Genomic DNA, 12,296 nt, shown 5'->3' on the forward strand with positions numbered 1-12,296 from the left:
AAGCCGCAGGCCGCCCCGAAGCCGGCCGCCGCAAAGTCCGACGCCCCGAAGCCGGGCGGTGCCCCCAAGCCGGGTGGCGCTCCGAAGCCGGGCGGCGGCGCCATGCCGCGCCCGATGCCGCGTCCGGGCGGTCGCCCGCGCGTGGCCAACAACCCCTTCTCCACCGGTGGTGGGGACCGTCCGGCACCGCGTCCGGGCGGCGGTCGTGGCCAGGGCGGTCCGCGCCCCGGCGGCCGTGGCCAGGGTGGCCCGCGTCCGCAGGGTCAGGGCCAGGGCGGCGCTGACCGTCCGGCACAGGGCGGCGGTCGTCGTCCGTCGCCGGCCATGATGCCGACCTCCCAGGCTCCGACCCCGGGCCAGATGCCGCAGAAGGCGGCCGGTGCCGGCGGTCGTGGCCGCGGTGGTGCCGGTGGCCGTGGACCGGGTGGTCCCGGTGGCGGCGGCGGTGGCGGCGGTTTCCGCGGCGGCGGACGCCGCGGTGGCACTGCCGGTGCCTTCGGTCGTCCGGGCGGCGCTCCGCGTCGGGGCCGTAAGTCGAAGCGTCAGAAGCGCTCCGAGTACGAGGCGATGCAGGCCCCGAACGTCATCGGTGGCGTTCGCCTGCCCGACGGCGGCGGTTCGACCGTCCGTCTGCGTCGCGGTGCCTCCCTGTCCGATTTCGCCGAGAAGATCGGCGCGGATCCGGCAGCACTGGTCCAGGCCCTGTTCAACCTCGGTGAGATGATCACCGCCACCGCAGCCGTGCCGGAGGAGACCCTCCAGCTGCTCGGTGCCGAGATCAACTACAACGTCGAGGTCGTCTCCCCGGAGGACGAGGACCGCGAGCTCCTCGAGTCCTTCGACCTGCAGTTCGGTGAGGACGAGGGCGACGAGGACGATCTGGCCAAGCGCCCGCCGGTGGTCACCGTCATGGGTCACGTCGACCACGGTAAGACCCGACTGCTCGACACCATCCGTAAGGCTGAGGTCGGCGCGGGTGAGGCCGGCGGCATCACCCAGGGCATCGGTGCGTACCAGATCAAGCGCGTCGTCGATGACCGCGAGCGGAAGATCACCTTCCTGGATACCCCGGGTCACGAGGCCTTCACGGCCATGCGTGCCCGTGGTGCCAAGTCCACCGATATCGCGATTCTCGTCGTGGCCGCCGATGACGGCGTCATGCCGCAGACGGTGGAGGCCATCAACCACGCGAAGGCCGCTGACGTGCCGATCGTGGTGGCGGTGAACAAGATCGACAAGCCGGAGGCCTCCCCGGACAAGATCCGTGGCCAGCTCACCGAGTACGGCCTGGTGCCGGAGGAGTACGGCGGCGACACCATGTTCGTCGACATCTCCGCGAAGCAGAACCTCAACATCGATGAGCTGCTCGAGGCTGTCGTCCTCACCGCGGATGCGTCGCTGGATCTGCGCGCCAACCCGGAGATGGACGCCCAGGGTGTCGCCATTGAGGCGCACCTCGACCGCGGTCGCGGTCCGGTGGCCACCGTCCTGGTCCAGCGCGGTACCCTCCGCGTCGGTGACTCCGTCGTCGTGGGTGACACCTACGGCCGCGTCCGTCGCATGATCGACGAGCACGGCCACGACGTGGAGGAGGCGGGTCCGTCCCGTCCGGTCCAGATGCAGGGCCTCAACGGCGTCCCCGGAGCCGGCGACAACCTGCTCGTCGTCGAGGACGACCGTGTCGCACGTCAGATCGCCGCGCAGCGTGACGCCCGCAAGCGTTCCGCCGCCCAGGCACGCGCCCGCAAGCGCGTCTCCCTCGAGGATCTGGATGCGGTGCTCAAGGAGACCAGCGTCCTCAACCTCATCCTGAAGGGCGACAACGCCGGTTCCGTGGAGGCACTGGAGGAGTCCCTGCTCAAGATCGAGATGGAGGACGAGGTCGAGCTCAACATCATCGACCGTGGTGTCGGTGCCGTCACGCAGACCAACGTCACGCTGGCTGCCGCGTCTGACGCCGTCATCATCGCCTTCAACGTCCGTTCCGAGGGCAAGGCCACCGAGGAAGCCAACGCCGAGGGCGTGGACATCCGTTACTACACGGTCATCTACCGCGCCATCGAGGAGGTCGAGGCTGCTCTCAAGGGCATGCTGAAGCCGGTCTACGAGGAGAAGGAGATCGGTACCGCCGAGATCCGCGCGATCTTCAAGGCCTCCGCCATCGGCCTCATCGCAGGTTGCATGGTCGAGTCCGGCAAGGTCCGCCGCAACGCCTCGGGCCGCCTGGTCCGCGACGGCAACGTCATCGCCGACAACGTCAAGATCGAGTCCCTGCGACGCGAGAAGGACGACGTCACCGAGGTCAACGCCGGTTACGAGTGCGGTATGGTCCTGTCCTACCCGGACATCCAGATCGGGGACAAGCTCGAGGTCTTCGAGATGGTCGAGGTCCCCCGCGACTAACCTCGGGGTGCATGGGCACCTTGTGGTTGGTCTCTGACCTGCACGTCACCTTCCCCGCCAACCGGGAGCGCGTCGAGCGCCTCCGGCCGGCGGAGGAGGGGGACTGGCTCATCGTCGCCGGAGACGTGGCCGAGAGTGTCGACACCGTCGTCGACACCCTGGCCCGTCTCCGGCGACTTTTTGCGCGTGTGGTGTGGACCCCGGGCAACCATGAACTCTTCGCCCGCCCGTCGGAACGCTACCGGGGCCGGGCGCGTTATGAACGGCTGGTGGAGCTGCTGCGGGAGGTGGGCGTCGATACGCCGGAGGACCCGTACCCCGTCTTCGGGGACGTGACCGTGGCGCCGCTGTTCACCCTGTACGACTACTCCTTCCGTCCGCCCGGCCTGAGCGCCGATGAGGCGTTGTCCCGGGCGCGGGAGGCCCGCGCGACGCTCGACGACGAGCTGTTCATCGCCCCCTTCGTCGACGTTGAGGACTGGTGCGCGGAGCGCGTCGCCTACTCCCGGGCCCGTCTGGAGGCGACGGAGGGCCCGACGCTGCTGGTCAACCACTGGCCGCTGGTGGAGGAACCCACCCGGCGCCTGCGTCACCCGGAGATGGCACTGTGGTGCGGGACCACCGCCACCCGCTCCTTCGCCCACGACTACCGGGCGGTCGCCGTGGTGCACGGGCACCTCCACATGCCCGGTGAACTGCTTGTCGACGCCGTCCCGCACGTCGACGTCTCCCTCGGCTACCCCTTCGAGCAGGCGTGGATGCCGCGGCGGGCATGGCCGCTGCCGGGGCTGCGCATTCCCTGACACGGGCCGACGGGTAGAATGAGGCACCGTATTCGCACCCGGACTCAAGGAGACCGACATGGCTGACAACGCCCGCGCCGCCCGCATGGCCAAGCGCATCCAGACGATCGTGGCCTCGGCCATCGAACGCGAGGTGAAGGACCGTCGCCTGGAGCTGATCACCGTCACCGACACCCGGGTCACCGGCGATCTGCACGACGCCACCGTCTTCTACACCGTCCGCGGACGCACCCTCGAGGAGGAGCCGGACTACGACGAGGCCGCGGAGGCCCTGCACCGCGCCCGCGGGCAGCTCCGCAAGATCGTCGGCGACCAGCTCGGTGTGCGTTACACCCCGACGCTGGCGTTCGAGGTCGACACCGTGCCGGAGGCGTCCGCCCACATGGAGGCGCTGCTGGCCAAGGCCCGCGCCCGGGACGCCGAGCTGGCGAAGCTGAAGGAGAACGCGAAGCCCGCCGGCGACGCGAACCCGTACAAGACCGAGGAGCCGTAGTAGTGCATTCCTACGCCGAGGCAGCCGCGGCTGTCACGGCCGCGCGGTCGGTGGCGGTCGTGGGGCATGTCCGCCCCGACGCCGACGCCATCGGCTCCGTCTGCGCCACCGTCGGTGCCCTGCGTCAGCTGGGCAAGGAGGCGGTGGGTCTGATCGGTCAGACCTGGCCCTACGCCGAGAACCTGCGGACCATCCCCGGCGCGGAGGAGGTGCAGCTGGTCGAGGAGCTTCCCGACGTCGACCTGATCATCACCGTCGACTGCGGCTCCATCGACCGCACCGGCCGTCTCGCCGGGGCCATCGCGGCCCGCGTGGAGGACACCCTGGTCATCGACCACCACGCCTCCAACGTGGGCTTCGGTGCCGTCAACCTGCTGGACTTCACGGCGGAGTCGACGACCACGATCCTGGGCCGTCTCTTCGAGGAACTGGGCGTGGAGCTGGACGTGCCGATCGCGCACGGGCTCTACGCCGGTCTGCTCACCGACACCGGCAGCTTCCGGTGGGGCAGCCCCGCGATGCACACGTACGCGGCCCGCCTCATGGAGACGGGCCTCGACGTCCGCGCCATCGCCGTCGACCTCCTCGACTCCAACTCGGTCGCGGACCTGCGCATGATCGGCCGGGCCCTGGCGAGCGTCGAGATCCACGAGGCCGGCGGACACCACCTGGCGCTCATCGTCGCGGACCAGGACATGGTCCGCTCGGCGTCCCTGCCCGCCGTGGAGGGTCTCGTCGACTTCGTCCGCACGGTGGAGGGGACGGACCTGGGGGCGGTGTTCAAGGAGTCTGCGCCTGATTTCTGGCACGTCTCGCTGCGCTCCGTCGACATGGACGTCTCCCGACTCGCCGTGGCACTCGGCGGCGGCGGACACATCCCGGCCGCGGGCTACTCGGCCCACGGCACCGCGCAGGAGGTCACCGGGGCCCTGCTGGCGGAGCTGCGCCGGCAGTGACCGTCTCCGCCCGGCAGATCTTCGGGCTGGCGCTGCCGGCCCTGGGTGTGTTGGCCGCCACCCCGCTGTACCTGCTCCTCGACACCGCCGTCATCGGCCGTCTCGGCGCCTTCGAACTGGCGGCGCTGGCGGTGGGCACGACGGTCCAGTCGACGGTGACCACGCAGCTGACCTTCCTCTCCTACGGCACCACCGCGCGCGCCTCCCGGCTCTTCGGGCAGGGGCAGCGGGAAGGGGCCGTCGCCGAGGGCGTCCAGGCCTCCTGGGTGGGCCTCGGGGTGGGCCTGCTGCTGGCCGGGGTCGTGTGGCTGTTCGCCGAGCAGATCGGCCTGGCCCTGTCCGATGACGCGGCCACCGCGGCCGCCGCCGCGCAGTGGCTGCACATCGAGGCGGTCGCCATCCCCCTGACGCTGCTCATCATGGCCGGCAACGGCTGGCTGCGTGGCGTGCAGGACACCAGGCGGCCGTTATGGTTCACGCTGGCCGGGGTCATCCCCGGCGCGATCCTCATCCCGATTCTCGTCGGGCGGTTCGGCCTGCCGGGTTCCGCGATGGCCAACGTCGTGGGCATCGGAATCACGTCCTCGCTCTTCCTGCTGGCCCTGCGCCGGGAGCACACCGGCAGCTGGCGGCCCCGCTGGGACATCATGCGCCGTCAGCTCGTCATGGGCCGGGACCTCATCGTCCGTTCGCTGTCCTTCCAGGTGGCGTTCATCTCCGCGGCGGCGGTGGCGGCGCGCTTCGGCACCTCCGCGTTGGCGGCGCACCAGATCCTGCTGCAGCTGTGGAACTTCATCACCCTGGTCCTCGACTCGCTGGCCATCGCCGCGCAGGCGTTGACGGGGGCGGCGCTGGGGCGGGGGACGGTGGGCGTCGCGAAGCAGGTGGGGCAGCGGGTGACGCTGTACTCACTCCTCTTCGCCGGGGCCCTGGGCGCCGTGTTCGCCCTCGGCGCCGGGGTGATCCCGCGGATCTTCACCGACGACGGGGACGTGCTGGCGTCGATGAGCGGACCCTGGTGGCTCATGATCGTGATGATCATCCTCGGCGGAGTCGTCTTCGCCCTCGACGGCGTGCTCCTCGGCGCGGGGGACGCGGGTTTCCTGCGGACCATCACCGTCCTGGCGGTCATCGGCGGTTTCCTGCCCGGCGTGTGGCTCGCCTTCGCGCTGGACGGCGGCCTGACCGGCATCTGGGTGGGGCTGTTTGCGTTCATCCTCATCCGGCTGGTGGCGGTCGTGTGGCGTTTCCGTTCCGGCGCGTGGGCCGTGGTAGACAACTAGGAAGGAGGTGCGCCAATGAGCACGACACTGTGGGCGGTCAGCGACCTGCACGGCGCGGTGAAGGCCAACACCGCCCGCTTCGACGAGATCCAGCCGCACGACCCCTCGGACTGGCTCATTGTCGCCGGCGACGTGGCGGAGCGCACTGATCTGGTGGTGCGCATCCTCAAGCAGCTGCGTGACCGTTTCGCGCAGGTCATCTGGGTGCCCGGCAACCACGAACTGTTCTCGCGTTCGACGGACCGCTACCAGGGGCGCGACAAGTACACGGAGCTTGTCGACGCCTGCCGGGCCATCGACGTCCTCACCCCCGAGGACCCGTACCCGGTGTTCGGCGGGGTGACGCTCGTGCCGCTGTTCACGCTCTACGACTACTCCTTCCGCGGACCCGGCATGACCGTCGAGCAGGCCGTCCAGGCGGCGCACGACCGGCAGATCATGATGACCGACGAGTTCGCCATCGCACCCTTCGTCGATGTCCGCGCGTGGTGCTGGGACCGTCTCGCGTACTCGATCAAGCGCCTCTCGCGTATCGACGGCCCCACCATCCTCATCAACCACTGGCCCCTCGTGCAGGAACCGACCCTGACGATGCGCCACCCCGAGATCGCCCTCTGGTGCGGCACCCGCCACACCCGCACCTGGGCCGAACGCTACAACGCGCAGGCCGTCATCTACGGCCACCTCCACATGCCCGGAAAGATCGAGGTCGCCGGCGTCCCCCACATCGAGGTCTCCCTCGGCTACCCCCGCGAATGGGAACGCCACGGCCACCTCAACCCCTGGCCCTACCCGGTCATGCGCCTGGGAGGTGAGGACGATGCTTGACCCCGCCCTCTTCCCCGACGCGGCGCGCTTCTGCTACGTCATCACCGACAAGAAACAGCCCGACCTGCAGAACTACCACGGCCTGCACCCCCTCGAACAGGCACTGGTGTCCCACTCCGTGGACATCCGCAAGGCCGAGTTCGGCGACGCCCGCTGGTGCGCCCACCAGGCCCTGTCCGACCTGGGGGAGTGGAACAACGAACCCATCCTCCGCGGCGAACGCGGCATGCCGCTCTGGCCGCGGGACATCACCGGCTCCATGACCCACACCGAAGGCTTCCGGGCCGCCGTCGTCGCCCCGAAGACCCACGTCCGCTCCATGGGCCTCGACGCCGAACCCGCCCAGCCCCTCCCACGCGAGGTGATCAGCTCCATCGCCCGGCCGGGGGAGATGCCCCAGCTCGAACGTCTCCACAGCGAAGGCATCGAATGCGCCGACAGGCTCCTCTTCTGCGCCAAGGAAGCTACCTACAAGGCCTGGTTCCCCATGACGCACCGCTGGCTCGGCTTCGAGGAGGCGGAGATCGACATCCGCTCCGACGGCTCCTTCATCTCCTACCTGCTCGTGCGTCCGACTCCGGTGCCGTTCATCACCGGACGGTGGATGCTGGAGGACGGGTACGTGATCGCCGCGACGGCGGTGACTTAGGAGGGTATTCGAGCCGGGGCATTAATCGAGTGGTCGCTGACCGGCTCCCGATTAATGCCCCAACTCAAATACCCCCGTGCAGGAGCTGTGGATAACCCGGCCTGCCCCTTCCGGTTCTCCACAGCCTGCGCACCCGTCCGGTGGACCTTCCGCCGCCGCCGACCCATACTGCACCCGTGCGGGACTGGAGCAGCGACATCGAGTTCATCAGGATGCGGACCCACCGGGCGGGGACCCCGTCCTTCCGGCGGGAACTGAGGGCGGGGGAGTTCCAGCTCCTGTGCCCGGAGATCGCGGTCCCCGCCGCAGCGTTCGAGGCGTTCCCACCCTGGGAGCAGCAGGCGATCCGGGCGTTCGCGGTCGGGTTGGGCAGCCGCAAGGCGGTGCTGGTGGGGAAGTCCGCGGCGCGGCTCCACGGCATACCGGTCCTGGGCTTCACGGAAGCGACCAGCATCGTGCTGCCCGGTGGCGGACGACCGCCGGTGCGGCAGTGGCCGGCAGGGGTGCAGTACCGCCGTGCCCTCCTCCCGGAAGAGCAGTACACGGATCAGCACGGGGTGCGGGTGACCCGGATCATCCGGACGGTGGTGGACATGTGCCGGTATCACGGGCTGGTCGACGGGATCGTGGCCTTCGACCACGTGCTCGCGATGCCGTCCATGAGCCGGGGGCGGGCCGGCGCCATGCTCGATGACCTGGGGCGGATACGGGGGCTGGGCACCGCCCGCCGGGCCCTCGAGCTTGCCGATCCCCGCGCGGAGAGTCCCCTCGAGTCCTGGGCGCGGGCGCAGATCCTCATCGCTGAGCTGCCGGAGGTCACCAGCGTGGAACCGCAGGTGGAGGTCCTGGGAGGGGAGCACCGGGTGGACCTCATGGTCAATGGTTTCCTGGTCGTGGAGACCGACGGCGAGCTGAAGTACGACGGCTCGACGGGCGTCGCGCCGGCTGAGCAGATGAGACGGGACCGGCAGCGCGACCGGGCGTTGAGCAACGCCGGTATCCCGCGGATGCACGTGACCCACGCGGACCTGGCGACCGTCATCCACGGGGAGAGCCGCTTCCTCCGGATGCTGCGCGAGACCCTGGCGGCCCTCGCCAGGCAGAGCGCCTAGAGCGTGTTGGGCCGCGCCACGAAGACGGTGGCCAGACGCTTGCCCTTCTCCCGGATGAGGGCGATGGAACGTCCGTCCGGTGCGACCGCCGCATGGACACCCTTGAGGCCGCGGGGTTCGAGCCACTTGCCCATGGCCAGCGCCTCGGCCTCCTCCTCCGTGACCGGGAGCACCGGGTAGGACCGCGCCAGGGCCTCGTCCAGCGTCAGGGACAGGCGCGGCGACTCCTCCAGCTGCTCAAGGGTGAGGGCGTCGGCGAGTTCGAAGGGGCCGACCTCGGTGCGTCGCAAAGCAGTGAGATGTCCGCCCACGCCCAGCGCGGAACCGAGATCGCGCGCCAATGAACGGATGTAGGTGCCGGAGGAGCAGTCGACGGAGACGTCGACATCGAGGAAGTCGCCGGTGCGTCGGAAAGCGAGTGCCTCGAAGCGCGAGACCGTCACCGGCCGGGGCGGAAGCTCCACCGTCTCCCCGGAGCGGACCAGCTCATGCGCGCGCCGGCCGTCGATCTTGATGGCGCTGACGGCCGCGGGGCGCTGCATGATGTCGCCGGTGAGTTCGGCCATCGCCGCCAGCACGTCCGACTCAGCGACCCCCGCCGCCGAGGCCTCGGAGAGAACCTCCCCTTCCGCATCATCGGTGCTGGTCGCGGCGCCGAGCCGGATGGTGGCGTCGTAGGCCTTGGTGGCGGTGACCAGGTGTGCGAGGAAGCGGGTGCCGCGTTCGATGCCGACGACGAGCACGCCGGTGGCCATCGGGTCGAGGGTGCCGGCGTGCCCGACGCGGCGGGTCTGGAAGATGCGGCGGAGGCGGGAAACCACGTCGTGGGAGGTCATGCCCTGGGGCTTGTCCACCACGACGAGTCCGGAACTGGCCAGGGGATCAGTCATAGGAGGCAGTGTATGCCGTAGTCTGTAGCGGTGATTGTTTGGCACGGAGTTGAGGACATCCCCGCCGACCTTGAGGGGACTGTGGTGACCATCGGCGTGTTCGATGGCGTTCACCGGGGGCATCAGCGCCTCATCGAGGAGGCGGTGCGTGAGGCGCACACCCGCGGTGTCCCTGCGGTGATGGTGACGTTTGATCCGCACCCGATCAGGGTGTTCCTGCCGGATCGCGCGCCGGTGCTGCTCAACACGGTGGAGGAGCGTTTCCGCCGGGCGGGTGAGCTGGGCATCGACGCGGTGGTGGTCATCGACTTCAACCGGGAGCTCGCGGGCCTGTCGCCGGAAGACTACTTCCAGACGCTGCTGGTCGACGGCCTCAAGGCCCGTTGCGTTGTCGTCGGGCAGAACTTCACCTTCGGCCGGGACGCCGCCGGCACCGCCGACACGATGCGTGAGCAGGGTATGCGCCACGGCGTCGACGTGGAGATCGTCGACCTGCTTCACGACGACGGCCTGCGCATCTGCTCCTCCAACATCCGCGCCTTCCTCGCCGACCAGGACGTCGCGCGTGCGGAGTGGGCCCTGGGCCGTCCCTTCACCGTCACCGGTGAGATCATGCGCGGCGCGGGCCGCGGGGGCCGTGAACTCGGCTTCCCGACCGCCAACCAGTACTTCTCCGATGATGTCGCGCTGCCCGCCGACGGGGTGTACGCCGGCTGGTTCACCGTCCTCGGCGACGATCCCATCGACGGCGACATGGAGCCCGGCGTGGCCTACCCGGCGGCGATCTCCGTGGGCAAGAACCCCACCTTCGGCGACAAGGAGCGCAGCGTCGAGTCCTTCATCCTCGACCGCGACGCCGACCTCTACGGCCACATCGCCGAGGTCTCCTTCGTCGATCACGTGCGTGACATGGTGAAGTTCGACTCCGTCGACGCGCTTCTCGACGCCATCACGGCCGACGTCGCCCGCGTCCGGGAGATCCTCGGGTGAAGCTGATCCTCGACCTCGACACGGGCATCGACGATGCCTTCGCCCTCGCCTACGCGCTGGCGTCCCCCGAGGTCGAGCTCATCGGCGTGACGTGCACCTACGGCAATGTGCTTGTCGACGTCGCCGTGCGCAACACCCTCGCCCTCCTGGAACTCTTCGGCCGCACGGACGTGCCCGTGTACGCGGGACCCTCGCCTGCCGGGTGGGAGGTGGCCGAGGTGTCGGCCTTCATCCACGGGGCGCAAGGTCTGGGGGAGGTGTCGCTGCCTGCCCCGGCCGGTGGGTCGGCGGGCTCCGCTGTCGACTTTCTCGTGTCGGCGGTGCGTGCACACGATGACCTGGTGATCGTGCCCACCGGACCCTCCACCACGATCGCCGCCGCGCTGGAGGACGAGTACTTCGCCACCCACGCTCGCCTGGTGATGATGGGCGGGGCCCTCACCGTCCCCGGCAACGTCCGCCCCTGGGCCGAGGCCAACGTGTGGCAGGACCCGGAGGCCACGGACCTGCTTTTCCGCAAGGCTGCCGACGTGACGATGATCGGCCTCGACGTCACCCTCCAGACCCTGCTCACCTACACCGATGCCGCACAGTGGCGCGCCACCGGCACCCGCGCCGGTGAGGTGCTCACCGAGCTCGCCGAGTACTACATCCGCGCCTACGAGACGACCTCCCCGCACCTCGGCGGCTGCGGACTCCACGACCCGCTGGCAGTGGCCGTCGCCATCGACCCCTCACTGGTGACCTGCCTGTCGCTGCCCATGCAGGTCGACGTGACGGGGGAGACCCGCGGGCGCACCATCGGCCGGTTCAGCGGCCATCCGGTGCGGGTGGCCGTGGGTGTGGATGTAGACAGATTCCTCCACACCTTCCTCGAGCGCTTGACTAGGCTGGCCGCAAACACCTGAGCCACCTGGGAGGGCCCCATGGAACTGCGCAACGGCATCGCCGCCTTCGACCCCGTCACACTCCGGATCGCCGCGGAACAGCTGCCGCTCGTGCAGCTTCCCCCGGCCCTGGATGCCGAGATGCCCGAGCACCTCTGCTCCCTGGCCACGGTGGAGGTCACACCCTTCGACGTGGCGGCGAAAATCGACACCGGCCAGCTGACCTGGTCCGGCAACGCCTCGCTGGAGTACTTCACCACCTACGCCGGCGGGCAGGCCTCCGGCGTGCGGATTGCGGGGGCCCGCGTCGCCGAACTGGACGATGCGGTGGTGGCGCGGGTGACCATGCACCTCGAGGGGAAGAAGCTGCGGGCCTGGTTCGCGGAGCTGCCCGCAGAGGTGACGTCGTTGGAGGGCGTCGCGCTTGTCGAGGACGCCCGCCGCTGGATGAAGGACTTCTCCACCCGGGACAAGAAGATCGACGCCCTCACCGTCCCACAGCAGGACGTGGACTACGAGGCCTTCGTCACAGGCCTCGACCGTCCCACCAGGCAGAAGATCCGCGCCGTCATCGACGAGAAAGGCGCCCGCGTCATCGCGGAGACCGTGATCATCAGCAGCATGCCGACCTGGCGCGCCCCCAAGGAGGTCACGCTGGGGGAGAAGGGGCCCGTGATCTTCTGGTTCAGCGAAGGCAACGAGAACAAGGCCCTGCCGTTCGCGGTGGTGTACACGGAGGCGGGGGCGTGGGTGGGGGAGTAGTTTCTCGGGTTTGTCTGTTTGTCAAGCCCCGGGTTTTGTAGAGGGTCGTTTACCTGTCAATCAGGCCGCTAAGGCCTCATATTTCTTCCATTCCTGATGGGCTTCCTTGGGCAGCCGGTGCTTCAATGCGGAGTGCAGCCGGCGGCTGTTGTACCACCCGATCCACGCCGAAGTCGCCACGAGAACATCCGTCAACGTCGACCAGATCCGCCGGTCGATCAACTCCGCCTTGAACACCGA

13 protein-coding genes are annotated in these 12,296 nt (G+C 69.4%); 11 read left to right on the forward strand and 2 right to left on the reverse strand.

All coding sequences use genetic code 11. The features are described from left to right. From infB to GXZ33_RS08215, 8 genes are all read left to right on the forward strand, one after another. Window positions 1-2,403 (forward strand): translation initiation factor IF-2 (infB, locus tag GXZ33_RS08180; RefSeq protein WP_291340348.1); only part of this gene is annotated, 2,403 nt, incomplete at its 5' end. 11 nt (window positions 2,404-2,414) lie between these two features. Then, complete coding sequence (locus GXZ33_RS08185) at window positions 2,415-3,206, forward strand: metallophosphoesterase (RefSeq protein WP_291340349.1); 792 nt, start codon at window positions 2,415-2,417, stop codon at window positions 3,204-3,206. 58 nt (window positions 3,207-3,264) lie between these two features. Further along, window positions 3,265-3,699, forward strand: a complete 435-nt coding sequence (gene rbfA, locus GXZ33_RS08190) for a 30S ribosome-binding factor RbfA (RefSeq protein WP_291340350.1) — start codon at window positions 3,265-3,267, stop codon at window positions 3,697-3,699. 2 nt (window positions 3,700-3,701) lie between these two features. Then, window positions 3,702-4,655 carry a bifunctional oligoribonuclease/PAP phosphatase NrnA gene (locus tag GXZ33_RS08195; RefSeq protein ID WP_291340351.1) on the forward strand — a complete coding sequence of 318 codons (954 nt, stop codon included), beginning with the start codon at window positions 3,702-3,704 and terminating at the stop codon, window positions 4,653-4,655. Beyond that, window positions 4,652-5,938 carry an MATE family efflux transporter gene (locus GXZ33_RS08200; RefSeq protein ID WP_291340352.1) on the forward strand — a complete coding sequence of 429 codons (1,287 nt, stop codon included), beginning with the start codon at window positions 4,652-4,654 and terminating at the stop codon, window positions 5,936-5,938. Before GXZ33_RS08195 ends, GXZ33_RS08200 begins: the two co-directional genes overlap by 4 nt. A 15-nt stretch (window positions 5,939-5,953) precedes the next feature. After that, window positions 5,954-6,766, forward strand: a complete 813-nt coding sequence (locus GXZ33_RS08205; protein ID WP_291340353.1) for a metallophosphoesterase — start codon at window positions 5,954-5,956, stop codon at window positions 6,764-6,766. Continuing rightward, entirely contained in the window at window positions 6,759-7,415 is a 657-nt protein-coding gene (locus tag GXZ33_RS08210) for a 4'-phosphopantetheinyl transferase superfamily protein (protein WP_291340354.1), read from the forward strand. The genes GXZ33_RS08205 and GXZ33_RS08210 overlap by 8 nt, the downstream gene beginning before the upstream one ends. Window positions 7,416-7,591: 176 nt before the next feature. Further along, window positions 7,592-8,527, forward strand: coding sequence for a hypothetical protein (locus GXZ33_RS08215; RefSeq protein ID WP_291340355.1), 936 nt, complete (start codon window positions 7,592-7,594; stop codon window positions 8,525-8,527). Here the strand turns inward: GXZ33_RS08215 and truB are convergent. After that, the gene (truB, locus tag GXZ33_RS08220) at window positions 8,524-9,417 is read right to left on the reverse strand and encodes a tRNA pseudouridine(55) synthase TruB (protein ID WP_291340356.1); all 894 of its coding nucleotides are present in this window, start codon (window positions 9,415-9,417) and stop codon (window positions 8,524-8,526) included. The two genes, GXZ33_RS08215 and truB, sit on opposite strands and share 4 nt — an antisense overlap. 30 nt (window positions 9,418-9,447) lie before the next feature. Here truB and GXZ33_RS08225 point away from each other — a divergent pair, with 30 nt between their 5' ends. From GXZ33_RS08225 to GXZ33_RS08235, 3 genes are read left to right on the forward strand one after another with little or no spacing between them, the layout of a single operon-like run. Further along, window positions 9,448-10,407 carry a bifunctional riboflavin kinase/FAD synthetase gene (locus tag GXZ33_RS08225; protein WP_291340357.1) on the forward strand — a complete coding sequence of 320 codons (960 nt, stop codon included), beginning with the start codon at window positions 9,448-9,450 and terminating at the stop codon, window positions 10,405-10,407. Beyond that, entirely contained in the window at window positions 10,404-11,315 is a 912-nt protein-coding gene (locus tag GXZ33_RS08230) for a nucleoside hydrolase (protein WP_291340358.1), read from the forward strand. The genes GXZ33_RS08225 and GXZ33_RS08230 overlap by 4 nt, the downstream gene beginning before the upstream one ends. Window positions 11,316-11,333: 18 nt before the next feature. Beyond that, entirely contained in the window at window positions 11,334-12,056 is a 723-nt protein-coding gene (locus GXZ33_RS08235) for a hypothetical protein (RefSeq protein ID WP_291340359.1), read from the forward strand. Between the two features lie 60 nt (window positions 12,057-12,116). Here the strand turns inward: GXZ33_RS08235 and GXZ33_RS08240 are convergent. Beyond that, window positions 12,117-12,296, reverse strand: a 180-nt coding sequence (locus GXZ33_RS08240) for an integrase core domain-containing protein (RefSeq protein WP_291340361.1), incomplete at its 5' end; no start/stop codon positions are given.

This window comes from Corynebacterium sp. (genome assembly GCF_012838985.1).
Taxonomy (GTDB): Bacteria; Actinomycetota; Actinomycetes; order Mycobacteriales; family Mycobacteriaceae; genus Corynebacterium.